We start from the raw sequence: 25,605 nt of genomic DNA, 5'->3' as shown, positions 1-25,605 counted from the left end.
CCTGTCCTTAAAATTACCCTCAAAGGGTAATTTTGACTAATCGAAAATCTCGTTTCTTTACCTCCCGTTGACCCTAGGCGGTTGCCGTCCTACGCGAAGCTGACTAACATGTCAGAAAATTCATCCTATGATTGGATGAAAGGGTGGGTTCCATGTCAGACATTTCTCCATTAATTAAGCGATCCCTGGTCGATCAAGCCCTGGACCAACTGCGCCAGCGCATCAGCGATGGCGTGTGGGTCGTGGGGCAACGGTTGCCCACCGAGCCCGAGTTGGTGGCCGAGCTGGGGATCAGCCGCAATACCGTGCGCGAAGCCATGCGCGTGCTGGCATTTTCCGGGTTGATCGAGATCCGCCAGGGTGACGGCAGTTACGTGCGAGCGACGGTGGACCCGCTGGACACCCTCAAGGTGCTGTCTCGCTGTTCATTGGATCAGGCCCGTGAAACCCGGCATATCCTCGAAGTCGAGGCCATCGGCTTGGCTGCGTTGCGGCGCACCGATGATGATTTGCGTGCCTTGCGCCAGGCGCTGAGAACCAGTGGCGAGCATTATCACGGCGATCTGGAGCACTACATCGCCTGCGACCTGGTGTTCCACCGTCTCCTTGTGGACGCCGCACACAACCCGGCCCTCAGCGAGTTGTATCGCTATTTTTCCAGTGTGATCGGCGCGCAATTGCGCCAGAGCCTCAACATCGTTCCCCGTCATCAACATGTGTTCGACCTGCACGGCGAAATTCTCGACGCCGTCGAACGACAGGATCCGCAACGGGCCAAGGCCCTGTGCCGACAGTTGATCAATGAACCCTGAACCCGAGCTTTCCATGTCCCGCGATTTGCTTGACCGTACCCCCTCGACGACGCCCAAGCGTGCCGCCGAACTCGAAGAATTGTTGATCGACGCCGAAGCCGACGACGAGCAGGCCCAGCAGCGCCCTGCGTTGGTGTGTCGGCCCTGGTTGTTGCTGCTCGGGTTGATCCTGGTGGCGCTGAACCTGCGTCCAGCGCTGTCGAGCATGGCGCCGCTGCTCAGTGAAGTCTCGAAAAGCCTTGGCCTGTCGGCTGCTCAGGCCGGTTTGCTGACCACCCTGCCTGTGCTCTGCCTGGGCCTGTTCGCGCCGCTGGCGCCGGTGCTGGCGCGGCGTTTCGGTGCCGAACGCGTGGTGCTGGGGATCTTGCTGACGCTGGCCGCGGGGATCATTTTGCGCAGCTCTTTCGGCCAGGTCGGCCTGTTCGCCGGCAGTATCCTGGCTGGGGCGAGCATTGGTGTGATCGGCGTGTTGTTGCCGGGCATCGTCAAGCGCGACTTCGCCAAGCAGGCCGGTACCATGACCGGTGTCTACACCATGGCGCTGTGCCTGGGGGCGGCGATGGCGGCCGGGGCGACGGTGCCGTTGAGCGAACACTTGGACCAACGCTGGGCCCTGGGCCTGGGTTTCTGGGCGATTCCGGCATTGCTGGCGGCGGTGTTCTGGTTGCCGCAAGTGGGCCAGAAACACGGTGCTCATCAGGTGGCGTATCGGGTTCGCGGTTTGTTGCGTGATCCTCTGGCCTGGCAGGTGACGTTGTACATGGGGCTGCAATCCTCCCTGGCCTATATCGTGTTCGGCTGGCTGCCTTCGATCCTGATCGGACGTGGCCTCACCCCGACCCAAGCCGGGCTCGTACTGTCCGTCTCGGTCATCGTGCAGTTGATCAGTTCCCTCGCGGCGCCCTGGCTGGCAACCCGCGGCAAGGACCAGCGCCTGGCCATCGTGATCGTCATGCTCATGACCCTTGGTGGGTTGTTCGGTTGCCTCTATGCACCCATCGAGGGCCTGTGGGGTTGGGCCATGCTGCTGGGCCTGGGGCAGGGCGCAACGTTCAGCCTGGCACTGACGCTGATCGTGCTGCGCTCGCGGGACGCCCATGTGGCCGCCAACCTCTCCAGCATGGCCCAGGGCTTCGGCTACACACTGGCGTCGCTGGGGCCGTTCGCGGTGGGCGTGGTCCACGACTTGACCGGCGGCTGGAACGCCTTGGGCTGGATCTTCGGCCTGGTAGGCCTGGGAGCGATCATCGCGGGCATCGGGGCCGGCCGCGCGCTGTACGTTGGGGTCAGCAGCGAAAGAGTTCCCCCTCTTAGCTGATGTCATTTTCATGGCGAATGACAGTAGTGTTCCCCGCGACGGCAGATTATCGTGCAGGTCTATTGAAGCGAATTTTCGGAGACTGCCCATGAGTGATGCCCACAACGCCGTGATCACCCGGTTCTACCAGGCCTTCCAGCGCCTGGATGCCGAAGCGATGAGCGCCTGCTACACCGACGACGTGGTGTTCAGCGACCCGGCGTTCGGCGAGCTGCGCGGGCGCGATGCCGGCGACATGTGGCGCATGCTCACCACCCGGGCCAAGGATTTTTCCCTGACCTTCGATAACGTGCGCAGCGATGAGCGCACCGGTGGTGCTCATTGGGTGGCGACTTATCTGTTCAGCCAGACCGGCAATATCGTGATCAATGACATTCAGGCGCGTTTCGTTTTTCGCGACGACAAGATCTGCGAGCACCATGACAGCTTTGACCTGTGGCGCTGGTCCCGCCAGGCGTTGGGTACCAAAGGGTTGCTGCTGGGCTGGACGCCGCTGGTGCGCAACGCCGTCAGGGCCCAGGCCCTCAAGGGGCTGCGGGCATTCCAGGCCAGTCGCTGATAAGATCGCGGCTTGTTTCCTTCGCCCGTTGAACATGCCGTGACCACCGCCAACCTATCAGCCGATCCGCCTGTGCACGCCGCGAGCGAACCGGCCAAGCCCTGGTTCGTCTACTTGGTGCGGGCCGCCAACGGCTCGCTGTACTGCGGCATCAGCGATGACCCGGTGCGGCGTTTCGCCAAGCACCAAAGTGGCAAGGGCGCGCGCTTCTTTCTCTCCAGCCCGGCGGTGGCATTGGTGTACACAGAAGCTTGCCGCGACAAGGGCGAAGCCTTGCGCCAGGAGCGTCTGATCAAAAAGCTCAGGAAAAGCGCCAAGGAATGCCTGGTGGCGAGTGCCGCGCGGCCTCATCAACCAGACTGATAGGCCCCCATCAGAAGGGTAGGCCGTCTGTTCGCGGCGCGCTAAGCTGCGGGACTTACTTCCTGCAGTGGCGAATCTCATGTCAGAGCTGATTCTTCATCATTACCCGACATCTCCCTTTGCGGAGAAGGCCCGTCTGTTGCTGGGTTTCAAGGGCTTGTCCTGGCGTTCGGTGCACATCCCGCCAATGATGCCCAAGCCCGACCTGACGGCCCTGACGGGCGGCTATCGCAAGACCCCGGTATTGCAGGTCGGCGCGGATATCTATTGCGACACGTCCTTGATCGCTCGGCGACTGGAGCAGGAAAAGGCCTCGCCGGCGCTGTTCCCCGAAGGCCGGGAAATGCTCGCGGCGTCTTTTGCGGCGTGGGCCGACTCGGTGGTGTTCCAGCACGCGGTGAGCCTGGTGTTCCAGCCGGAATCGGTGGCGGTGCGTTTCGCCAAGCTACCGCCCGAAGCGATCAAGGCGTTCATCGCCGACCGCGCCGGGCTGTTCAGTGGCGGCACCACTACACGCTTGGCTGCCGAGCAAGCCAAGCACCAGTGGCCGACGATCATGGCGCGCCTCGAGCAACAGTTGCAGCGCGAGGAAGGCGACTTCCTGTTGGGTGACCCTTCGATTGCCGATTTCGCCATGGCCCACCCGCTGTGGTTCCTCAAGGGCACGCCGGTGACTTCGCCGCTGGTGGACGCGTATCCGGCTGTTTCTGCATGGTTGGCACGGGTGCTGGGTTTCGGCCATGGTGCGTCGAGCGCGATGAGCTCCGAAGAAGCCTTGGAGATTGCCCGCAATGCCACACCGGCAGCGCTGCCGGATGAGTCGTTCGAAGAGCCGAACGGGTTTACGCCGGGCCAACAAGTGAGCATCGCTGCGACTGACTACGGCGTCGATCCCGTGGTCGGGGAATTGCTGTTTGCCGGTCGCGAGGAGCTGATCCTGCGCCGCGAAGATGCGCGTGGCGGGGTGATGCATGTGCACTTCCCGCGATGGGGATTTGCACTATCGGTTTGACGCGTCTGTTGTTCTTTTATGCTCTTTTTCTTAGCCTCCATTGACGGCTTTCTCCGCTGACCGATAAGTGACTGTTAAAGAACAGTCACTTATCGTTCGGCAATTCCTCCTGTTCAATCATTTTAGGCGTCAGGCTCCCGAGTGCCCGCATGGATAAGTTTTTGTCTTTTTCATGTGTTGGTTATAGCTGAAAAATCTTTAGGACTGTCATTCCTGACAGTAGGCGATGATCAAGACACGCGCTTAACTGAAAGTGTAAGTGCGCCTCAGAAAAACTCAATGGAAGGAGCGAGACAGCGGCGGTATGCGTAGACAGTTGGTGTGTTTAATTACAACGTTTCGTACAAAAGATGCCTGGAGCCGCGAAGCATTTCGGCCTGGCACCACACACGAAAAAGCGGTCGCAGCGGGTTGTAATTATATCTGACTGATTGCCTGAATTAGACCGGTTGCGAATCGACAAATTTTCCGTGTCGAGGCGTCGGTAATCTATTGGCACGCGATTGGAGATAGAGATGAAATCTTTAACTTTAATAGTGAACGTGATGTTGGTTCATTGTGGTTTTCTGCTCTTGTACGCCCCAGCGACGCAAGCACTGGAGACGTCTGGTGCACAGGTCGCCTTTGAGTTGCAAGCCCTCTACAATGATACCCCTGTCAATTGTGGCAGCCCTTCCATGCCTGGATTCCTGTGCAGTGGTTTGATTTTTCGAGCGACCATTCCTTCCCCGGCCTACAAGTCCTGGGCGCCAAGCGGCCCGGCTATTGCGAGCGGTGGTTTTTCTTTTTCTTACCTGCGTGTCGATTCTGAATTCAAGAGATTGGTACGTGACGAGAATAACGGTTTTATCATATTTCCACCGCTCTATGCGCCCGTCGGAAAGCAAAAAGTGAGCGTGCTGTGTATGTTTCCTGTTGATGGCGCAACTAATATTCGCAATGAAAATGGTTGTGGCGTGGCTCAAGGTGCAACGTCAAATAGCGATTTGTGTCACCGCCAAGGCATTTACACGGCGCAGCAGTGGTATGACAAACGGGTCGCTGATAATTTCAGTAATGTGAACCAGTGTGGATTCAATGTAAGGGATGAAGCTGATGAAAAAGCGACCAGTTCCTTCAATGAGTCTATCAAGGCGATGAGTCTTGATGCGACGAGGTCCCTTAATCAGCAGAATGAAATGAGACTGGCAACGGCCTCGTGGGATGCAAGCAAGCCGGCGACGCTGCCTATAAGGGCTTTCTTTTATTTGCCCGGAGGGTTGGCAGATGCTCAATATGATCAGAAAGATTACTTTGCGGCGGCCAATGTTCTCGTACCGGTGATTGCTATGACATTGCCTGGCTCGCGCGCTGAGGATGCCACTTTTACTTTCAGTGCGGACGATCAGGCTATCAAGATGGCCGATCCCCTGGACGGGTATATCAAGTACGCAAGGTGGATTAAACGTTATGATCCAGGGTCGAAGAAAGAGGAATGGAGTTTGTCCGTTGTCCCGACGGATAAAGGGCGGGAGGCAAGAGCGGAGAGTACGGAAGCTGTGTATGCAGAGTTGCTCAAGCGGTACGGGGATGATCCTCGTTGGGTGAACAATGATGGTGGTGGCATGCGACGTCAACTAGTGTGTCATCTTGTTATTTCTCGTTACAAGCCGGAATGGAATATGGAACCGTTCAGACCCAATGTTTCCCATGATAGTGCTGTGGCGGCTGGGTGTAATCCGATTTGAGTTCGCCGTGATAGGTCTTTGTACTGGAATGAAATCGACCACATCGCCCAGGATCATAATCGCGGGCGATGTGGTCAGGGGTGTTCCTCATTAAAGTTTGCAAAAAATCCAATTAAAGTTGGCATTGTAAAACGTTTCCCCTTGAAAGCTGGCTTTCGCTTGTTGCAGCGCGTCTGATGTGTCAGTCGCATTGATAGGGATGGTTTTTACGGGGGTGTAGCCTGGCATGGAGTAGTATGTACAAGTGTACGCTGCGGCCGCGGCTGAGTCAGCGTAGGCATAGATAAGAAAATACACTAGGCTTAGGCGGGTTGTTTTGATAAGCCGGTTTTGCACGCAGTACCGTTGGCTTGAATTCATTTTTATAGGCTCCGTCTGTTAAGTCCCTTGTCAGGGACTCATCTCGGCCACTGATTGGTTGAAACAGTGGTGTCTATAAAATTAATAATTTATTGAAGCGCGGATACTGTCAGGGTTGACAGTTCTGATCAGTGGTTATCTGCTGTCCCTGCCAACGACGGTGCACTCTACAGCTCTAATTCGGGTTACTCATAGAGCCGTAGAGGGTGGGTGCTGCACTGAATATCAATTACGTCGCTTGAGCTGGTCGGTCAGCGACGTGGGCAACCCCTTGATAATCAGCGTGCCGGCTTCTTCGTCATATTCGATCTTGGAGCCCAGCAGGTGCGCTTCGAAGCTGATGGACAACCCTTCGGCTCGTCCGGTGAAGCGGCGGAACTGGTTGAGGGTGCGTTTATCCGCCGGGATTTCCGGCGACAAGCCGTAGTCCTTGTTGCGGATGTGATCGTAGAAGGCTTTCGGGCGATCTTCGTCGATCAGCTCGGACAGTTCTGCCAGGCCCATCGGCTCGCCAAGTTTGGCCTGGCTGCTGGCGTAATCCACCAGGGTCTTGGTTTTTTCCCGGGCATCGTCTTCAGGCAGGTCTTCGCTTTCGACGAAGTCACTGAAGGCCTTGAGCAGGGTGCGGGTCTCGCCAGGGCCATCGACGCCTTCCTGGCAGCCGATGAAGTCGCGGAAGTACTCCGAGACCTTCTTGCCGTTCTTGCCCTTGATGAAAGAGATGTACTGCTTGGATTGCTTGTTGTTCTGCCATTCCGATACGTTGATCCGCGCCGCCAGGTGCAATTGGCCCAGGTCCAGGTGACGGGACGGGGTCACGTCCAGCTCGTCGGTGACGGCCACGCCTTCGCTGTGGTGCAGCAGGGCAATCGCCAGGTAGTCGGTCATGCCTTGTTGATAGTGGGCGAACAGCACATGGCCACCCACCGACAGGTTGGACTCTTCCATCAGCTTTTGCAGGTGTTCCACCGCCACGCGACTGAAGGCGGTGAAATCCTTGCCGCCGTCGAGGTATTCCTTCAACCAGCCGCTGAACGGGTGCGCGCCGGACTCGGCATGGAAAAAGCCCCAGGCCTTGCCTTGTTTGGCGTTGTAGCTCTCGTTGAGGTCGGCGAGCATGTTCTCGATGGCTGTGGACTCGCTCAGTTCGGAGTCGCGGGCATGGAGCACTGCGGGTGTGCCGTCGGGTTTTTTGTCGATCAGGTGGACGATGCAATGACGGATCGGCATGGGTTTCTCGGCTGGTGAAAGAGAGGAGGGCGGGCTCCCCGAAAAAGGGCCCAGTGTACCGCAATCACTGGTTTTGAAACTCTGCAAAGCCTCTTTCAGACCCTTGCGACACCCCATATGCAATTTTTTACCGTTTTAGCGCAAGAAAGCTGACCAAATGGGTAGCTAGAGGCGGATATTTCCCCTGCTCTGTGCTAGTTTTGCCCGGTCTTACGCGAAGTCACTGCGTTAAGCGTGCATTCAGCATCTGTCAGGTCGAACCAAACCCGGTTTTCGGCATCTATTACCCCGATCCGTCGTGGTGATTGCCGAGGGTGCCTGATCAATAGAGATCGGGCTCGATGGCTGACACTGCACTCTGCAATCCATATGAATTTGATAGGGAAGGAACACTACATGGCTCTTACTAAAGACCAATTGATCGCTGATTTGGCTGAAGCTGTAGACGCGCCGAAAACCACCGTGCGTGCACTGCTGGACCAACTGGGCCAAATCGTTGCCGATCAGCTGGAAAACGGCGGCGAAATCACCTTGCCAGGTGTTGGCAAGCTGAAAGTCACCGAGCGTCCTGCCCGTACCGGCCGTAACCCTTCGACTGGCGCTGCCATCGAAATCGCTGCCAAGAAAGTGATCAAGCTGGTTGTGGCCAAAGGCCTGACCGACGCGGTCAACAAGTAAGATCGTTGCAAAAAAAACCGTGCCGCGGAGTGATCCGGGCACGGTTTTTTGTTGCCTGGGATAAAGTGGACTGTGGTGAGGGGATAAATCCCCTCGCCACAGGTTTCAGTCGTTGCGGACCCAGCGCGCCTGACGCCAGGCCTGTTGCTGCGCCTCGGTCTGAAAGGTCCAGGCCACGAAGCGGCTCTGCTTCTGGCCCTGGGACATTTCCACCACCTGACTCTGCAGCGCACCGGCTTTTTTCAATGCGGCCTGAATGGCCGGCAGGTTCGAAGCCTTCGACACCAGCGTACTGAACCACAGCACTTGCCGGGCCAGCTGTGCGCTTTCGCTGATCAGCTGTGTGACGAACCGAGCTTCCCCACCCTCGCACCATAGTTCGGCTGCCTGGCCACCAAAGTTCAGCACCGGCAGTTTGCGTTTCGGATCGGCCTTGCCCAGCGCCCGCCATTTGCGCTGGCTGCCCTTGGTGGCTTCCTCCAGGGACGCGTGGAACGGTGGATTGCACATCGTCAGGTCGAACCGTTCGCCATCCTCCAGCAGGCCCAGGAGGATCTGCTTGCGGTTGGCTTGCTGGCGCAACTGGATGGCCTTGCTCAAGCCGTTGGATTGGACGATGGCCTTGGCCGAGGCAATGGCGGTCGGGTCGATCTCCGAGCCGAGGAAGTGCCAGCGGTAGTCGCTGTAGCCGATCAGCGGATAGACGCAGTTGGCGCCCGTGCCGATGTCCAGCACCTTCACGGCCGCACCCCGAGGGATCTCGCCTTCGTTATGACTGGCGAGCAAATCAGCGAGGAAGTGCACATAGTCCGCGCGACCAGGCACTGGGGGGCACAGGTAGTCGGCTGGAATGTCCCAATGGGCGATGCCATAGAAGGCTTTGAGCAGCGCCCGGTTGAACACCCGCACCGCGTCCGGGCTGGCGAAGTCGATGCTTTCCTTGCCGTACGGATTGAGGATCACGAACTTGGCCAATTCAGGCGTGGACTTGATCAACGCCGGGAAGTCGTAGCGGCCCTGGTGACGGTTGCGTGGATGCAGGCTGGCCTTCTCCCGCGGCGCCACGGCTTTGGCCTCGGTGGCGGGTTTGGGCTTCTGGCGTGCAGGTCTGGGTGTGCGGGGGGCGGTCATGGGCGGGTCGATTCGGGGATGGCTCAAAAAGTGGCGGGTATTGTCCCACATCCAGCCTGGTCGTGATGACTGCACGATTCAAATGTGGGAGCGAGCTTGCTCGCGATGGCGGCGACCCATCCAGCATTGATGCAAGCTGACCCTCCGCTATCGCGAGCAAGCTCGCTCCCACAGGGGGCTCAGCTTGAGTAAGTAAAGTGCCAGGCAGAAAAAAAGGAGGCCACCAGGGCCTCCTTCTTCAGTGGCGAATCACCCTACAAACTGGCAATCCGCGCATGCTGCTCGGCCAGCTTGCCCAAGGCCTGTTCGGCCTCGGCCAGTTTGGCCCGTTCCTTTTCGATGACTTCGGCCGGGGCCTTGTCGACGAAACCGGCGTTGGACAGCTTGCCGCCGACCCGCTGCACTTCACCCTTCAGACGCAGGATTTCCTTGTCCAGGCGCGCCAGTTCGGCGGCCTTGTCGATCAGGCCGGCCATCGGCACCAGCACTTCCATCTCGCCGACCAGGGCGGTGGCCGACAGTGGTGCTTCTTCGCCGGCGGCCAGCACCGTCACCGATTCGAGCTTCGCCAGCTTCTTGAGCAGCGCCTCGTTTTCGTTGAGGCGACGCAGGTCTTCGGCGCTGGCATTCTTCAGGAACAGGGTCAGCGGCTTGCCCGGGCCGATGTTCATTTCGGCGCGGATGTTACGCAGGCCCAGCATGAAGGTCTTGAGCCATTCGATGTCGTCTTCGGCCGCCGGATCGATGCGGGTCTCGTTGGCCACCGGCCACGGTTGCAGCATGATCGTCTTGCCCTGGATGCCCGCCAGCGGTGCGATGCGCTGCCAGATTTCCTCGGTGATGAACGGCATGAACGGATGCGCCAGGCGCAGGGCCACTTCCAACACGCGCACCAGGGTACGGCGGGTGCCGCGCTGGCGTTCGACCGGTGCGTTTTCGTCCCACAGCACCGGCTTGGACAGTTCCAGGTACCAGTCGCAATACTGGTTCCAGATGAACTCGTACAAGGCTTGTGCAGCCAGGTCGAAACGGAACTGATCCAACTGGCGAGTCACCTCGGCCTCGGTGCGTTGCAGCTGGGAGATGATCCAGCGATCCGCCAGGGTCAGCTCGTAGGCTTCGCCGTTCTGGCCGCAGTCTTCGCCTTTATCCAGCACGTATCGCGCGGCGTTCCAGATCTTGTTGCAGAAGTTGCGATAGCCTTCGACGCGACCCATGTCGAACTTGATGTCGCGACCGGTGGACGCCAGCGAGCAGAAAGTGAAACGCAGGGCATCGGTGCCGTAGCTGGCGATGCCCTCGGCGAATTCTTCGCGGGTGGCTTTCTCGATCTTCTTCGCCAGTTTCGGCTGCATCAGGCCGGAGGTGCGTTTCTGCACCAGGGTTTCCAGGTCGATGCCGTCGATGATGTCCAGCGGGTCCAGGACGTTGCCCTTGGACTTGGACATCTTCTGGCCCTGGCCGTCGCGCACCAGGCCATGAACGTAGACCGTCTTGAACGGTACTTGCGGGGTACCGTCTTCGTTCTTCATCAGGTGCATGGTCATCATGATCATCCGGGCGACCCAGAAGAAAATGATGTCGAAACCGGTGACCAGCACGTCGGTGGAGTGGAATTTCTTCAGGAACTCGGTCTGCTGCGGCCAGCCCAGGGTGGAGAAGGTCCACAGGCCCGAGCTGAACCAGGTGTCGAGGACGTCGTTGTCCTGCGTCAGGGCGACGTCCGGACCGAGGTTGTGCTTGGCGCGGACTTCGGCTTCATCGCGGCCGACATAGACCTTGCCCGATTCGTCGTACCAGGCCGGGATGCGATGGCCCCACCACAGCTGACGGCTGATGCACCAATCCTGGATGTCGCGCATCCACGAGAAGTACATGTTTTCGTATTGCTTGGGCACGAACTGGATGCGGCCGTCTTCCACGGCGGCAATCGCCGGCTCGGCCAGCGGTTTGGTGGACACGTACCACTGGTCGGTCAGCCACGGCTCGATGATGGTGCCGGAGCGGTCGCCTTTCGGGACTTTCAGGGCGTGATCGTCGACGCTGACCAGCAGGCCGGCGGCCTCGAATGCCGCGACGATCTGCTTGCGCGCTTCGAAACGGTCGAGGCCGGCGTATTCGGCCGGCAGCGTGCCGTCGACGCTTTCGTTCAGCGTGCCGTCGAGGTTGAACACCTGGGCCGCCGGCAACACGTTGGCGTTTTTGTCGAAGATGTTCAGCAGCGGCAGGTTGTGGCGCTTGCCGACTTCGTAGTCGTTGAAGTCGTGGGCCGGGGTGATCTTCACGCAGCCGGTGCCGAATTCAGGGTCGCAATAATCGTCGCCGATGATCGGGATGCGCCGGCCAACCAAAGGCAGTTCCACGAACTTGCCAATCAGGGCCTTGTAGCGCTCATCGTTAGGGTTCACCGCCACGGCGGCGTCACCGAGCATGGTTTCCGGACGCGTGGTGGCGACGATCAGGTAGTCCTTGCCTTCGGCGGTCTTGGCGCCATCGGCCAACGGGTACTTGAGGTTCCACAGGAAACCCTTCTCGTCATGGTTCTCCACTTCGAGGTCGGAAATCGCCGTGTGCAACTTGGTGTCCCAGTTGACCAGGCGCTTGCCGCGATAAATCAGCCCGTCTTCATGCAGGCGCACGAAGGCTTCTTTCACTGCATCCGAGAGGCCATCGTCCATGGTGAAGCGCTCGCGGCTCCAGTCAACGGACGAGCCGAGGCGACGGATCTGGCGGCTGATGTTGCCACCGGACTCGTCTTTCCATTCCCAGACTTTCTCCAGGAATTTTTCGCGACCCAGGTCATGGCGATTCTGGCCCTGGGCTTCGAGGCGGCGCTCCACCAGCATCTGCGTGGCAATACCGGCGTGGTCGGTACCCGGTTGCCACAGGGTGTTACGGCCTTGCATGCGGCGGAAACGGATCAGGGCGTCCATGATCGCGTTGTTGAAACCGTGGCCCATGTGCAGGCTGCCGGTGACGTTCGGCGGCGGGATCATGATGGTGTAGGAATCGCCCGCGCCTTGCGGAGCGAAATAATTCTCGGACTCCCAGGTGTTGTACCAGGAAGTTTCAATGGCGTGCGGCTGGTAGGTCTTATCCATGCGCGGCGGGACCCTATTGGCATTTATTCAGGAAAAGCCGGGAAGTATAGCGGGCGGGGCAGATGCAAGCCACAAGCGGCGAGCGGCTTGTCGGGCTGAGGGCTTGTGGGCGCAACCGAACACTGCGGGAGCGAGCTTGCCCGCGATAGCGGTGGATTAGCACACAGCTATCGCGAGCAAGCTCGCTCCCCACAAGGTGTTCAGCGATCAGGAAACGTGTGAACTGATCCTGCAGGGCTCGATTACTCGTACTGACTGAGCAACCGCTCCATCCGTGCATCCAGCCGACGCTTGATCTCGGTCTCGATGTGCGGGGCGAAGTCGTCGATGACGTCCTGCATGATCAGCTGCGCGGCGGCGCGCAATTCGCGGTCCAGGTGCAGCAGGGCGTCGGGCCCCTTGGTCTCGGGCTTGGCGGCGGGCTTGGGTTCTGGCTGGCCGTTGATCGGCTCGAACAACAGGGGGATCTGTTCGTCGTGGACGGGGTCGTGCTCCACCGTATCGGTCAACAGCGGTGGTTGCAGGTTGTCGTCGCCGAGCAACTGGCGGATCGATTCGAGGTCATCCAGCAGGTGCGTGGGCTTTTGCGGCGGTTTTGGAGTGTCCATCGTAGGCTCAGAGTCGCTGTAAACGGTGGTCTTGCAGAGGATAGCCCTGTTCGCGGTAGAAACGAAAACTCTCCCGCGCGGCTTGTCGGATGGCCGGGTCTTCCACCACCACTTCCGCCACGCGGGCGAAGCGCTGGGCGAAGGCCGGCACTTTCAGATCAAGGTTGACCAGCAGGTCCTGGTGTTGACCGCAGTCATCCCCCAGCCCAAGCACGATCAGCCCTTCGGGTTCGCTTTCGGCCGGACCATGGGGCACGAAGCTTTCGCCCTTGAAGGCCCACAGGCGTGCATCGAGGTCATCGCGCTGGGCGGCATCGCTGCAATGCAGGTAGATGCGATGGCCCATGCGCCAGGCCTTTTCGGTGAGCTTGCAGGCAAAATTCAACCGCGCCGACGGATCGGCGCTGGGCAGGATGTAGAAATCGACTTTGGTCATTGCAGTTCCTGAGCCGCCGATGACGCTCCCCGAAGGTGGCGCCAACGACGGTCATCGGTGTCAGGCCTTGGCGCGGTCCAGCAGGTACTGGGTCAGCAGGGGAACCGGACGGCCGGTGGCGCCCTTGTCCTTGCCGCCGCTGGTCCAGGCCGTGCCGGCGATGTCCAGGTGCGCCCAGTTAAGGTTCTTGGTGAAGCGCGACAGGAAGCACGCCGCCGTGATGGTCCCGGCTTTCGGGCCGCCGATGTTGGCGATGTCGGCGAACGGGCTGTCCAGCTGTTCCTGGTATTCATCGAACAGCGGCAATTGCCAGGCGCGGTCGTCGGCTTGCTGGCCGGCGCTGAGCAATTGGCCGATCAGTTCGTCGTTGTTGCCCAGCAGGCCCGAGGTGTGGGCACCGAGGGCGACGACGCAGGCGCCGGTCAGGGTGGCGATGTCGATCACCGCTTGTGGCTTGAAACGCTCGGAGTAGGTGAGGGCGTCGCACAGCACCAGGCGGCCTTCGGCGTCGGTGTTGAGGATTTCCACGGTCTGTCCGCTCATGGTGGTGACGATGTCACCCGGACGCGAGGCGGTACCGCTGGGCATGTTCTCGGCGCAAGCCAGGATGCACACCAGGTTGATCGGCAGTTGCAGTTCGAGCACGGCGCGCAGGGTGCCGAACACGCTCGCGGCGCCGCCCATGTCGTACTTCATTTCATCCATGCCGGCGCCCGGCTTGAGGCTGATGCCGCCGGTGTCGAAGGTAATGCCTTTGCCCACCAGTGCGTAAGGCTTCTCGGATTTCTTGCCGCCGTTGTATTGCATGACGATCAGGCGTGGCGGCTGGGCGCTGCCCTGGCCGACGGCATAGAACGAACCCATGCCCAGGTCTTTGATTTTCTTCTCGTCGAAGACCTCGACTTTCAGGCCCTTGAATTCTTTGCCCAAGGCCTTGGCCTGTTCACCCATGAACGTCGGGTGGCAGATGTTCGGCGGCAGGTTGCCCAAGTCGCGGGTGAAGGCCATGCCGTTGGCAATCGCGGTGGCGTGGGTCACGGCGCGCTGCACTTCAGCCTGGGCGGCCTTGATGGTCAGCAGGGTGATTTTTTTCAAGGCGCGGCGTTCGGCCTTCTGGCTCTTGAAGCGGTCGAACTGGTATTCGCCGTCTACCAGGGTCTCGGCCAGCAGGCGGTTCTTGCCATAGCTGTCGCGGCCCTTGATGACCAATTCGTCCAGTGCCAGGGCGGCATCGGCGCCGCCCAGGCTTTTAAGGGTGCCGAGCACGCCCGCGATGATTTTACGGAACGGACGGTCGCCGAGTTCGGCGTCCTTGCCCACGCCCACCAGCAGCACGCGGTCGGCCTTGAGGTTGGGCAGGTTGTGCAGCAACAGGCTCTGGCCAACCTTGCCGGCCAGGTCGCCACGCTTGAGCACGGCGCTGATGGCGCCGTCGCACAGGGCATCGAGTTGGGTGGCGACGACGCCGAGCTTGCGGTCTTCACCGACGGCAACCACCAGCGTGGCGGTTTTCAACGTTTCTGGGCTGACGCTTTTTACAACCAGTTCCATGTGCGGATCCCTGAATGAATGGTCAAGATGCCAGGCGCCGACACAATGGCGCGCTGAGCGAGCTTCTTCTATATAAAGAAGCGCCGGTGTTGCCGGCGACAAAGGCCGCAGTTTGAACCCCGGCGCCCGAGCCTGACAACCCTCGACGGCGCTAACTTTTGGCTTTAAGCACCGGTTTAAAGCGTGCGAAGTGACAGGCGCCTCCAATCACAGGATAATGCGGCTCTTTTTTCGGCGGTTCGCCTTGGTGGGCCGGCTCGATACGTTTGCTTGTTTGGCCGCCTTAGCCTGACAACCTTGGAGTGTCTGGTTTGATCGTCTTTCGTTATCTCTCCCGCGAAGTCCTGTTGACCCTAAGCGCCGTCAGCGCCGTACTGCTGGTCATCATCATGAGCGGGCGCTTCATCAAATACCTCGCCCAGGCGGCCTCCGGCGCCCTGGACCCGGGCTCCCTGTTCCTGATCATGGGGTTCCGCCTGCCGGGCTTCCTGCAACTGATCCTGCCACTGGGGTTGTTCCTGGGTATTTTGCTGGCCTACGGCCGCTTGTACCTCGACAGTGAAATGACCGTGCTGTCGGCCACCGGCATGAGCCAGCAGCGACTGTTTCGCATCACGCTGTTCCCGGCCGCGTTGGTGGCGTTGGTGGTGGCCTGGCTGAGTCTGAGCCTGGCGCCCCAGGGCGCCAACCAGTTCCAGCTGCTGATCAACCAGCAGGACGCCATGACCGAATTCGATACCCTGGTGCCGGGACGTTTCCAGGCGCTACGTGACGGTACGCGCGTCACCTATACCGAACAGCTCTCGGACGACCGGGTCGACCTGGGTGGCGTCTTCATCACCCAAAAGAACCTGTCTTCCGATACTAAAAAGGATCGCGGCATTTCCGTGCTGGTGGCCGAGAAGGGCCGGCAGGAAATCAACCCCGACGGCAACCGCTACCTGATCCTGGAAAACGGCTATCGCTATGACGGCAAGCCGGGGCAGGCCGATTACCGGGCCATCAAGTACGACACCTATGGCGTGTTGCTGCCCAAGCCCGAGGTCAGCGACGAAGTCACCGACCGCGACGCCATGCCCACGGCCAGCCTGCTGGGTAACGACGACATCCGAGCCCGCACCGAGCTGCAATGGCGCCTGTCGCTGCCGCTGTTGGTGTTCATCGTGACCCTCATGGCGGTCCCGCTGTCGCGGGTCAATCCGCGCCAGGGCCGTTTCCTCAAGCTGCTGCCGGCGATTCTTCTGTATATGGCTTACCTGACCATCCTGATTTCCGCCCGTAGTGCGCTGGAGAAAGGCAAGATCCCGCCGGCCCTGGGCTTATGGTGGGTGCACTCGATCTTCCTGGCCATCGGCCTGGGGTTGCTCTACTGGGAGCCGCTACGCCTGAAGCTGGCCAGTCGTCGCAGCGCGCTGGAGGTGGCCCGTGGTTAAACTCGATCGCTACATCGGCAGCAGCGTGTTCATGGCGATCCTTGCGGTGCTGGGGATCATTCTTGGCCTGGCGACCCTGTTTGCCTTCATTGATGAAATGAGTGACGTCAGCGATACCTATACCCTGGCGGACGTCCTGAGCTACGTGCTGCTGACAGCGCCGCGGCGTTTGTACGACATGCTGCCGATGGCCGCGCTGATCGGGTGCCTGATCGGCCTGGGCAGCCTGGCCAGCAACAGCGAGCTGACCATCATGCGCGCCGCTGGCGTGTCCATTGGCCGGATCGTCTGGGCGGTGATGAAGCCGATGCTGGTGCTGATGCTGGTGGGTGTGCTGATCGGCGAATACATCGCCCCGGCCACTGAAAATACCGCCCAGGCCAACCGTTCCCTGGCCCAGGGCGGCGGTGATGCACAAAGCGCCAAGCACGGCTTGTGGCACCGCCAGGGCGATGAGTTCATCCACATCAACTCGGTCCAGCCCAACGGCATTCTGTACGGCGTGACCCGTTATCGCTTCGACGATCAGCGGCACATGCTGTCCTCTAGCTTCGCCAAGCGCGCCAAATTCGCCGACGATCACTGGCAACTGAGCGATGTCACCACCACCCTGTTCCATGACAAGCGCACCGAGGTGGTCGCCGCTCCGGAAGAACGCTGGGAAGTGTCGATCAGCCCGCAACTGCTCAGCACCGTAGTGATGGCGCCGGAGTCCCTGTCGATTACCGGTTTGTGGGGCTACATCCACTACCTGGCGGACCAGGGGCTGAACAACGGCCGCTACTGGTTGGCTTTTTGGGTCAAGGTGTTGCAACCGCTGGTCACTGCCGCCCTGGTGCTGATGGCGATTTCCTTCATCTTCGGCCCGCTGCGTTCGGTGACCCTTGGCCAGCGGGTGTTTACCGGCGTGCTGGTGGGCTTCACATTCCGCATTGCCCAGGATTTGCTGGGGCCATCGAGCCTGGTGTTCGGTTTCTCGCCGCTGTTTGCAGTGCTGGTCCCCGCAGCTGTCTGCGCGTTGGCCGGGCTCTGGTTGTTACGCCGGGCGGGTTGACCCCAATCTTGTGGCGAGCAGGCTCTGTGGCGAGGGAGCTTGCTGTGGCGAGGGGATTTATCCCCGCCGGCTTGCGCAGCAACCCCCCGCGTCCTACCTGACACATCGAGATGGCTGATGGATCGTGGGACTGCTTCGCAGCCCAACGGGGATAAATCCCCTCGCCACAATGGCGTCTGTATCAGGTACAATTCCCGGCTATTTTTCGGCGGGCCATGCCTGCAGCCTTTTTGAGTGTTGATCCGTGAGTGATTTGAGTCATATCCGCAATTTCTCCATCATCGCCCACATTGACCATGGCAAGTCGACGCTGGCCGATCGCTTCATCCAGATGTGCGGCGGCCTGGCCGAGCGTGAAATGGAAGCCCAGGTCCTGGACTCCATGGACCTGGAGCGTGAACGCGGGATCACCATCAAGGCCCACAGCGTTACCCTCTATTACAAGGCTCGCGACGGCGTTACCTATCAGCTGAACTTCATCGATACCCCAGGCCACGTCGACTTCACCTATGAAGTCAGCCGGTCGCTGGCGGCCTGTGAGGGTGCGTTGCTGGTGGTCGATGCCGGCCAGGGTGTCGAGGCCCAGTCGGTTGCCAACTGCTACACGGCCATCGAGCAGGGCCTGGAAGTCATGCCGGTGTTGAACAAGATCGACCTGCCCCAGGCCGATCCGGACCGCGTGAAGGAAGAAATCGAGAAGATCATCGGCATCGACGCCACCGACGCGGTCACCTGCAGCGCCAAGACCGGCCTGGGCGTGGACGAAGTGCTCGAGCGCCTGGTGCAGACCATTCCCGCGCCGACCGGCAACATCGAAGATCCGCTGCAAGCGTTGATCATCGATTCCTGGTTCGACAACTACCTGGGCGTGGTTTCTCTGGTTCGCGTGCGCCATGGCCGCGTGAAGAAGGGCGACAAGATCCTGGTCAAGTCCACCGGCAAGATCCACCTGGTGGACAGCGTCGGTGTATTCAATCCGAAACACTCCGCCACCGTTGACCTGAAGGCCGGTGAAGTGGGCTTCATCATTGCCGGCATCAAGGACATCCACGGGGCGCCGGTCGGTGACACCCTGACCTTGAGCTCCACCCCCGACGTCGATGTGTTGCCCGGCTTCAAGCGTATCCAGCCGCAGGTCTACGCCGGCCTGTTCCCGGTCAGCTCCGACGACTTCGAAGACTTCCGCGAAGCCCTGCAAAAGCTGACGCTGAACGACTCGTCCCTGCAATACACTCCGGAAAGCTCCGACGCCCTGGGCTTCGGTTTCCGTTGCGGGTTCCTGGGCATGCTGCACATGGAAATCATCCAGGAGCGCCTGGAGCGCGAGTACGACCTGGACCTGATCACCACGGCGCCGACCGTAATTTTCGAGCTGCTGCTCAAGAACGGTGAAACCATCTACGTCGACAACCCGTCCAAGCTACCGGACCTGTCGGCCATCGAGGACATGCGCGAGCCGATCGTGCGGGCCAACATCCTTGTGCCGCAGGAACACCTGGGCAACGTCATTACCCTGTGCATCGAGAAGCGTGGCGTGCAGCACGACATGCTGTTCCTCGGCACGCAGGTCCAAGTGACCTACGACCTGCCGATGAACGAAGTGGTATTGGATTTCTTTGATCGCCTGAAATCCACCAGTCGCGGCTATGCTTCGCTGGACTATCATTTCGATCGTTACCAATCGGCTAATCTGGTGAAGCTGGATGTGCTGATCAACGGTGAGAAGGTCGATGCCTTGGCATTGATCGTGCACCGTGACAACGCGCACTACAAAGGTCGTGCATTGACCGAGAAGATGAAGGAACTGATTCCGCGGCAGATGTTCGACGTGGCAATCCAGGCCGCCATTGGCGGGCAGATTGTGGCGCGTACAACCGTCAAGGCGCTCAGAAAGAACGTATTGGCCAAATGCTACGGCGGCGACGTCAGCCGTAAGCGCAAGCTGTTGGAAAAGCAAAAGGCCGGTAAAAAACGCATGAAGCAGGTCGGTAACGTGGAAATTCCACAGGAAGCCTTCCTTGCGGTGCTCAGGTTGGATAGTTAGGTCCTATGTCGCTAAATTTCCCGCTGTTGCTGGTTATCGCCGTGTTTGTCTGCGGTCTGTTGGCGTTGCTTGATCTGTTGTTCCTGGCGCCTCGGCGCCGGGCGGCCGTCGCCTCTTATCAGGGCAGCGTCAGCCAGCCTGATGGTGTGGTGGTCGAAAAGCTCAACAAGGAACCGCTGCTGGTCGAGTACGGCAAGTCGTTCTTCCCGGTGCTGTTCATCGTGCTGGTGCTGCGCTCGTTCCTGGTGGAACCCTTCCAGATCCCGTCCGGCTCGATGAAGCCGACCCTGGACGTGGGCGATTTCATCCTGGTGAACAAGTTCTCCTACGGGATCCGCCTGCCGGTGATCGACAAAAAGGTCATCGAGGTCGGTGACCCGCAACGCGGCGATGTCATGGTGTTCCGCTTCCCGAGCGACCCGAACGTCAACTACATCAAGCGTGTGGTCGGCCTGCCGGGCGACAAGGTCCGCTACACTGCCGACAAGCGCCTGTTCGTCAATGGCGAATCGGTGGCCGAGCAGCTGATCGGCTCCGAGCCGGGCACGCTGGGCAGCGCTGAGCTCTACCAGGAAAAACTCGGCGAAGCCGAGCACTTGATCCGCAAGGAAATGAGCCGCTACCGTGCTACGCCGGACCGTTCGTGGACCGTGCCGGCCGGGCACTATTTCATGATGGGCGACAACCGCGACAACTCCAACGACAGCCGTTACTGGGATGATCCAAACATTCCCAAGGACATGCTGGGCATGGTCCCCGACCGGAATATCGTCGGCAAGGCCTTCGCCGTCTGGATGAGCTGGCCGGAACCCAAACTCAGCCACCTGCCGAATTTCTCGCGGGTTGGCCTGATCAAGTAATCACACACGGCGCTGTTGAACACAGCGCCGAATGCATTTCTGGAGCCTGCACAAGGCGCCCGAAGGCATGAAGCCAACGATAGTCAGGACGTCATTTTTGAACACAGCGTTAATTGTCCCAAGCCAACGGCGCCTTGCCGCCGTGGCGGTGGAAACCAGCCACGAACTCAGCGTGGGTAAACCGTGAGCGCTTCTCTCAGCCGTCTCGAGCGTCAGCTCGGTTACACCTTCAAGGACCAGGAACTGATGGTCCTGGCCCTCACTCACCGCAGTTTTGCCGGGCGCAATAACGAACGCCTGGAATTCCTCGGCGATGCCATCCTCAACTTCGTGGCTGGCGAGGCGCTGTTCGAGCGTTTCCCGCTGGCCCGCGAAGGCCAGTTGTCGCGTCTGCGCGCGCGTTTGGTAAAAGGTGAGACCCTGGCCGTGTTGGCCCGTGGTTTCGACTTGGGCGACTACCTGCGCCTGGGCTCCGGTGAATTGAAGAGCGGCGGTTTCCGGCGCGAGTCGATTCTGGCCGATGCCCTGGAAGCGTTGATCGGCGCGATCTACCTGGACGCCGGCATGGAAATGGCGCGCGAGCGCGTGCTGGCCTGGTTGACGTCGGAGATCGACAGCCTGACGCTGGTGGACACCAACAAGGATCCGAAAACCCGGTTGCAGGAATTCCTGCAATCACGCAGTTGCGAGCTGCCACGCTACGAAGTCGTGGATATCCAGGGTGAGCCGCATTGCCGAACCTTCTTCGTGGAATGCGAAGTGGTCTTATTGAATGAGAAAAGCCGGGGCCAGGGTGTGAGTCGTCGTATTGCCGAACAGGTAGCGGCCGCCGCAGCACTGATTGCCTTGGGCGTGGAGAATGGCAATGACTGATACAACCGTCACCCGCTGCGGCTATGTCGCCATTGTCGGCCGGCCGAACGTGGGCAAGTCCACGCTGCTGAATCACATCCTGGGCCAGAAGCTGGCGATCACCTCGCGCAAGCCCCAGACCACTCGCCATAACATGTTGGGCATCAAGACCGAAGGCGCCGTCCAGGCGATCTACGTCGACACCCCGGGCATGCACAAGGGCGGCGAAAAGGCCCTGAACCGCTACATGAACAAGACCGCTTCGGCGGCGTTGAAAGACGTCGACGTGGTGATCTTCGTGGTCGATCGCACCAAGTGGACCGACGAAGACCAGATGGTCCTCGAGCGTGTCCAGTACGTCACCGGCCCGCTGATCGTGGCACTGAACAAGACCGACCGCATCGAAGACAAGGCTGAGCTGATGCCGCACCTGTCCTGGTTGCAGGAACAGTTGCCGAACGCCCAGATCATGCCGATCTCCGCCCAGCACGGTCACAACCTCGACGCGCTGGAGCGAGTGATTGCCGAGCACCTGCCGGAAAACGATCACTTTTTCCCCGAAGACCAGATCACCGACCGCAGCAGCCGTTTTCTCGCCGCGGAACTGGTGCGCGAGAAAATCATGCGCCAGATGGGCGCCGAACTGCCGTACCAGATCACCGTGGAAATCGAAGAGTTCAAGCAGCAGGGCAAGACCCTGCATATCCATGCCTTGATCCTCGTCGAACGTGACGGCCAGAAGAAAATCATCATTGGCGACAAGGGCGAGCGCATCAAGCGCATCGGCACCGAGGCGCGCAAGGACATGGAGCTGTTGTTCGACTCCAAGATCATGCTCAACCTGTGGGTCAAGGTGAAGGGCGGCTGGTCCGATGACGAGCGCGCGCTGCGGTCGTTGGGTTACGGCGACCTCTGATCGCATAACCGGATCTACCGAGAACCATTGTGGGAGCGAGCTTGCTCGCGATGAGGGCCTGATATTCAACATAGATGTTGACTGACAGTCCGCCATCGCGAGCAAGCTCGCTCCCACATTGGTTTGGGGCTGTTCATAAACTGTGCTCGCTCATTGAGAACTGCGATTTCCATGTCCCCAACCCAACCCATCGCCCAACCCGCCTACGTCCTCCACAGCCGCGCCTACCGCGAAAGCAGCGCCCTGGTGGACTTCCTCACGCCGCAAGGGCGGTTGCGGGCGGTGTTGCGCGGGGCCCGGGGCAAGGCGGGGACGCTGGCGCGGCCGTTCGTGCCGCTGGAAATCGAATTCCGCGGGCGAGGCGAGTTGAAGAATGTCGGGCGCATGGAAAGCAATGGCGTGGCGGCATGGCTCAACGGCGAGGCGTTGTTCAGCGGTTTGTACCTCAATGAATTGCTGATCCGCCTGCTGCCCGCCGAAGATCCCCATCCCGCCGTCTTCGACCACTACGCCGCCACGCTGTCGGCCCTGGCCGAAGGCCGTCCGCTGGAGCCGCTGCTGCGTTCGTTCGAATGGCGGCTGCTGGATGACCTCGGCTATGGTTTCGCCTTGAACACTGACTTGCACGGCGAGCCCATCGCGGCAGACGGTCTGTACCGCTTGCAGGTGGATGCCGGCCTGGAGCAGGTCTACCTGCTGCAACCCGGGCTGTTCAACGGCGCCGAGCTGCTGGCCATGGCCGAGGCCGACTGGAGTGCGCCGGGCGCGTTGTCGGCAGCCAAGCGCCTGATGCGCCAGGCCCTGGCGGTCCATCTGGGTGGTCGACCGCTGGTCAGCCGCGAGCTGTTTCGCAAGCCCTGATCAACCCGTATGCTGTGGGCCGACTATTTGTCCATTCAGGAGCCTTTTCGTGAGCACCAGCAATCGCATTCTTCTCGGCGTGAACATCGACCATGTTGCCACCCTGCGCCAGGCCCGCGGTACACGTTACCCGGATCCGGTCAAGGCCGCACTGGACGCCGAAGAGGCGGGCGCCGACGGCATCACCGTGCATTTGCGTGAAGACCGTCGCCACATCCAGGAGCGCGACGTGCTGTTGCTCAAGGACGTGCTGCAAACCCGCATGAACTTCGAAATGGGCGTGACCGAAGAAATGATGGCGTTCGCCGAGCACATTCGCCCGGCGCATATTTGCCTGGTGCCCGAGACGCGTCAGGAATTGACCACCGAAGGCGGCCTGGACGTGGCCGGGCAGGAAGCGCGGATCAGCTTGGCGGTAGAAAGGCTGTCAAAAACCGGCGCTGAAGTGTCGCTGTTCATTGACGCCGACGAGCGGCAGATCGCAGCCGCCAAGCGTGTCGGCGCCCCGGCCATCGAACTGCACACCGGTCGTTATGCCGATGCCGAAACGCCCACGGACGTTGCCGATGAGTTGCAACGAGTGGCCGACGGCGTCAGCTTCGGCCTGGCCCAGGGCCTGATCGTCAACGCCGGCCATGGCCTGCACTACCACAACGTCGAAGCCGTGGCGGCGATCAAGGGCATCAACGAGCTGAACATCGGCCACGCGCTGGTGGCCCATGCGTTGTTCGTCGGGTTCAAGTCGGCTGTATCGGAAATGAAAGCGCTGATCCTGGCTGCCGCCAAAGCCTGATGCCACCACATAACTCAATGTGCCCGCTCATTTAAGGCCTGCTTGATTCATTGTGGCGAGGGGATTTATCCCCGTTGGGCTGCGAAGCAGCCCTAAAAAATCTGGCGCCTCGGTGTGTCAGGCAGATTGAGTTGACTGCTTTGGGGCTGCTTCGCAGCCCAACGGGGATAAATCCCCTCGCCACAGATTCATCACTGCATCAGGTTTGTGCGCAGCTGTCAGAGCGGCGGGGTTTCCTGGTTTGGCTTGCTCTTGTCGACACCCGGCACGTGCAGGTTGCCCTCGGCCACCTGGTTGCCTTCGAGCTGCGGCTGCGTGACCCAGGTCAGGATGTCGTAGTAGCGACGGATGTTCGCCACGAAATGCACCGGCTCGCCGCCCCGGGCGTAGCCGTAGCGGGTCTTGCTGTACCACTGTTTCTGGGACAGGCGCGGCAGGATCTTCTTCACATCCAGCCACTTGTTCGGGTTCAACCCTTCCTTGGCCGCCAGTTTGCGGGCGTCGTCCAGGTGGCCGCTGCCCACGTTATAGGCGGCGAGGGCGAACCAGGTACGGTCCGGCTCCTCAATGCTCTCGTCCAGTTGGTCCTTCATGTAGGCCAGGTACTTGGCACCGCCCATGATGCTCTGCTTCGGATCCAGGCGGTTGGATACGCCCATGGCCTGGGCGGTGTTCTGGGTCAGCATCATCAGCCCGCGCACGCCGGTCTTGGACGTCACCGCCGGTTGCCACAGCGATTCCTGATAGCCGATCGCGGCCAGCAGGCGCCAGTCGACTTTCTCTTTCTTGGCGTAGGCCTTGAAGTGTTGTTCGTATTTGGGCAGCCGTTGCTGCAAATGCTGGGCGAAGGTGGTGGCGCCCATGTAGCCGAGGACATCGACGTGTCCGTAATAACGGTCCTTGAGGCGTTGCAGCGTGCCGTTTTTCTGTACCTTGTCGAGGTAGCTGTTGATTTCGTTGAGCAGGCTGTTGTCTTCGCCGGGGCCCACGGCCCAGCTCTGGTTGCGGGCGTCACCCAGGTCGAAGGCGACGCGTACGTTGGGGAAGTACACCTGGTTCATCGCCACTTCGTTGGAATCCACCAGGGTCAGGTCGATCTGGCCCTCGTCGACCATGCGCAGCAGGTCGACCACTTCAACCGCGTCGGATTCTTCGTATTCAATGCCTGGATATTGCTGTTTCAGCTGCGCCAGCTGTTCGGCGTGGCTGCTGCCCTTGAGCACCATGATCTTCTTGCCGGCCAGGGCGGCCGCGTCGGTGGGGCGGGACTGGCCGTTGCGGTAGATGATTTGCGGGGTGACTTCCAGGTAGGGATGGGAGAACCGCACCTGTTTTTTGCGCTGTTCGCTGCTGACCAGGCCGGCCGCCGCCAACACCGGGCCGTTGGGCTTGCCGATCTGGCTGAACAGGTCGTCGAGGTTGTCGGCGGTCTCGATTTTCAGCTCTACCCCCAAATCGTCGGCGAAGCGCTTCACCAGCTCGTATTCGAAGCCGGTTTCACCGTTGCGATCCTCAAAGTAGGTGGCGGGGCTGTTCCGGGTGATCACCCGCAGCACGCCATCCTCCTTTACGCGCTCCAGTGTGTTGGGTTTCTCAACACAACCACTGAGCACCAGGAAGAGTCCGGTTGCGATCAGCCATTTGGCATACCGCGGACGCAAAGCCGTTGGGGAAAACATCTGCGCAGTATACGCAAACGGCCCCTGCCGCCATATCTCGACAGCAAAAGGCCAGTCTGCTAGCCATTGCAAAACATGTCCGCAACACAGGCGGGCCGGCGCGCGGCGGGTTTTGTACCGATGAAAAATATCTCACCGCGATCCCGGGAATGAGCGCCCGACTGGGCCGTTGGTGCAAAGACCGACATTCGGCCAGCATCGCGCGTGCCGTTTCGGGTGCCGTTGCC

General features: G+C 60.3%; 23 protein-coding genes. 16 read left to right on the top strand and 7 right to left on the bottom strand.

Translation table 11 applies throughout. From position 1 onward, the window contains the following. Window positions 1-152: 152 nt before the first annotated feature. The 7 genes from LOY70_RS24210 (at window position 153) to LOY70_RS24185 (ending at window position 5,791) form a co-directional block, all read left to right on the top strand. Window positions 153-812 (top strand): FadR/GntR family transcriptional regulator, encoded by a 660-nt coding sequence (locus LOY70_RS24210; RefSeq protein ID WP_003178336.1) that lies wholly within the window; start codon window positions 153-155, stop codon window positions 810-812. Continuing rightward, the gene (locus LOY70_RS24205; protein WP_413776615.1) at window positions 802-2,130 is read left to right on the top strand and encodes a CynX/NimT family MFS transporter; all 1,329 of its coding nucleotides are present in this window, start codon (window positions 802-804) and stop codon (window positions 2,128-2,130) included. The genes LOY70_RS24210 and LOY70_RS24205 overlap by 11 nt, the downstream gene beginning before the upstream one ends. An 88-nt stretch (window positions 2,131-2,218) precedes the next feature. Further along, window positions 2,219-2,689 (top strand): nuclear transport factor 2 family protein, encoded by a 471-nt coding sequence (locus LOY70_RS24200; RefSeq protein ID WP_123344389.1) that lies wholly within the window; start codon window positions 2,219-2,221, stop codon window positions 2,687-2,689. Between the two features lie 39 nt (window positions 2,690-2,728). After that, the gene (locus tag LOY70_RS24195) at window positions 2,729-3,052 is read left to right on the top strand and encodes a GIY-YIG nuclease family protein (protein WP_123417106.1); all 324 of its coding nucleotides are present in this window, start codon (window positions 2,729-2,731) and stop codon (window positions 3,050-3,052) included. Window positions 3,053-3,131: 79 nt separating this feature from the next. After that, a complete protein-coding gene (locus LOY70_RS24190; RefSeq protein WP_265029578.1) occupies window positions 3,132-4,064 on the top strand; it encodes a glutathione S-transferase family protein in 933 nt (310 codons plus the stop codon). Window positions 4,065-4,323: 259 nt separating this feature from the next. After that, window positions 4,324-4,491 carry a DUF2599 domain-containing protein gene (locus LOY70_RS30260; protein ID WP_413776614.1) on the top strand — a complete coding sequence of 56 codons (168 nt, stop codon included), beginning with the start codon at window positions 4,324-4,326 and terminating at the stop codon, window positions 4,489-4,491. 88 nt (window positions 4,492-4,579) lie between these two features. Next, the gene (locus LOY70_RS24185; protein ID WP_265029577.1) at window positions 4,580-5,791 is read left to right on the top strand and encodes a DUF2599 domain-containing protein; all 1,212 of its coding nucleotides are present in this window, start codon (window positions 4,580-4,582) and stop codon (window positions 5,789-5,791) included. Between the two features lie 585 nt (window positions 5,792-6,376). On the opposite strand, the gene yejK is transcribed toward LOY70_RS24185, so the two are convergent. Next, entirely contained in the window at window positions 6,377-7,381 is a 1,005-nt protein-coding gene (gene yejK / locus LOY70_RS24180) for a nucleoid-associated protein YejK (RefSeq protein ID WP_025215345.1), read from the bottom strand. A 396-nt stretch (window positions 7,382-7,777) separates the two neighbouring features. On the opposite strand from yejK, the gene LOY70_RS24175 reads away from it, so the two are divergent. Then, window positions 7,778-8,059, top strand: coding sequence for an HU family DNA-binding protein (locus tag LOY70_RS24175; protein WP_053149369.1), 282 nt, complete (start codon window positions 7,778-7,780; stop codon window positions 8,057-8,059). A 105-nt stretch (window positions 8,060-8,164) separates the two neighbouring features. Here the strand turns inward: LOY70_RS24175 and rlmF are convergent, their stop codons facing one another. The 5 genes from rlmF to LOY70_RS24150 all read right to left on the bottom strand — a co-directional run bounded on the left by rlmF (window position 8,165) and on the right by LOY70_RS24150 (window position 14,886). Then, on the bottom strand, window positions 8,165-9,190 hold the full coding sequence (gene rlmF / locus LOY70_RS24170) for a 23S rRNA (adenine(1618)-N(6))-methyltransferase RlmF (protein WP_265029576.1): 1,026 nt from the start codon (window positions 9,188-9,190) through the stop codon (window positions 8,165-8,167). Between the two features lie 254 nt (window positions 9,191-9,444). Then, on the bottom strand, window positions 9,445-12,291 hold the full coding sequence (locus LOY70_RS24165) for a valine--tRNA ligase (RefSeq protein ID WP_265029575.1): 2,847 nt from the start codon (window positions 12,289-12,291) through the stop codon (window positions 9,445-9,447). A 242-nt stretch (window positions 12,292-12,533) separates the two neighbouring features. Next, window positions 12,534-12,899 carry a DNA polymerase III subunit chi gene (locus tag LOY70_RS24160; protein WP_265029574.1) on the bottom strand — a complete coding sequence of 122 codons (366 nt, stop codon included), beginning with the start codon at window positions 12,897-12,899 and terminating at the stop codon, window positions 12,534-12,536. A 7-nt stretch (window positions 12,900-12,906) separates the two neighbouring features. Next, window positions 12,907-13,335 (bottom strand): DNA polymerase III subunit chi, encoded by a 429-nt coding sequence (locus LOY70_RS24155; RefSeq protein WP_265029573.1) that lies wholly within the window; start codon window positions 13,333-13,335, stop codon window positions 12,907-12,909. 60 nt (window positions 13,336-13,395) lie between these two features. Then, window positions 13,396-14,886, bottom strand: coding sequence for a leucyl aminopeptidase (locus LOY70_RS24150; protein WP_265029572.1), 1,491 nt, complete (start codon window positions 14,884-14,886; stop codon window positions 13,396-13,398). Between the two features lie 311 nt (window positions 14,887-15,197). Between LOY70_RS24150 and lptF the strand changes: the two genes are divergently transcribed. The 8 genes from lptF to pdxJ all read left to right on the top strand — a co-directional run bounded on the left by lptF (window position 15,198) and on the right by pdxJ (window position 23,699). Further along, window positions 15,198-16,319, top strand: coding sequence for an LPS export ABC transporter permease LptF (gene lptF, locus LOY70_RS24145; protein WP_123417113.1), 1,122 nt, complete (start codon window positions 15,198-15,200; stop codon window positions 16,317-16,319). Further along, window positions 16,312-17,373 (top strand): LPS export ABC transporter permease LptG, encoded by a 1,062-nt coding sequence (gene lptG / locus LOY70_RS24140; protein ID WP_123344398.1) that lies wholly within the window; start codon window positions 16,312-16,314, stop codon window positions 17,371-17,373. Before lptF ends, lptG begins: the two co-directional genes overlap by 8 nt. A gap of 244 nt (window positions 17,374-17,617) precedes the next feature. After that, window positions 17,618-19,417: a translation elongation factor 4 gene (gene lepA, locus LOY70_RS24135; protein ID WP_025215337.1), complete on the top strand. Its 1,800-nt coding sequence runs from the start codon at window positions 17,618-17,620 to the stop codon at window positions 19,415-19,417. A gap of 5 nt (window positions 19,418-19,422) precedes the next feature. Beyond that, window positions 19,423-20,277 carry a signal peptidase I gene (gene lepB, locus LOY70_RS24130; RefSeq protein ID WP_265029571.1) on the top strand — a complete coding sequence of 285 codons (855 nt, stop codon included), beginning with the start codon at window positions 19,423-19,425 and terminating at the stop codon, window positions 20,275-20,277. Between the two features lie 183 nt (window positions 20,278-20,460). Then, complete coding sequence (rnc, locus tag LOY70_RS24125) at window positions 20,461-21,150, top strand: ribonuclease III (protein ID WP_123344400.1); 690 nt, start codon at window positions 20,461-20,463, stop codon at window positions 21,148-21,150. Further along, on the top strand, window positions 21,143-22,045 hold the full coding sequence (gene era, locus LOY70_RS24120) for a GTPase Era (RefSeq protein ID WP_025215334.1): 903 nt from the start codon (window positions 21,143-21,145) through the stop codon (window positions 22,043-22,045). The genes rnc and era overlap by 8 nt, the downstream gene beginning before the upstream one ends. Before the next feature lie 171 nt (window positions 22,046-22,216). Then, the gene (recO, locus tag LOY70_RS24115; protein WP_123417117.1) at window positions 22,217-22,906 is read left to right on the top strand and encodes a DNA repair protein RecO; all 690 of its coding nucleotides are present in this window, start codon (window positions 22,217-22,219) and stop codon (window positions 22,904-22,906) included. A 49-nt stretch (window positions 22,907-22,955) separates the two neighbouring features. Beyond that, entirely contained in the window at window positions 22,956-23,699 is a 744-nt protein-coding gene (pdxJ, locus tag LOY70_RS24110; protein WP_265029570.1) for a pyridoxine 5'-phosphate synthase, read from the top strand. 218 nt (window positions 23,700-23,917) lie between these two features. Here pdxJ and mltF read toward each other — a convergent pair whose 3' ends face one another. Beyond that, the gene (mltF, locus tag LOY70_RS24105) at window positions 23,918-25,378 is read right to left on the bottom strand and encodes a membrane-bound lytic murein transglycosylase MltF (RefSeq protein WP_265029569.1); all 1,461 of its coding nucleotides are present in this window, start codon (window positions 25,376-25,378) and stop codon (window positions 23,918-23,920) included. Window positions 25,379-25,605: the final 227 nt, after the last annotated feature.

It is taken from the genome of Pseudomonas sp. B21-054 (assembly GCF_026016345.1).
Classification (GTDB): Bacteria; Pseudomonadota; Gammaproteobacteria; order Pseudomonadales; family Pseudomonadaceae; genus Aquipseudomonas.
Note: the sequence above shows the minus strand (reverse complement) of the source record. Positions and strands in the feature narration are given on the sequence as shown.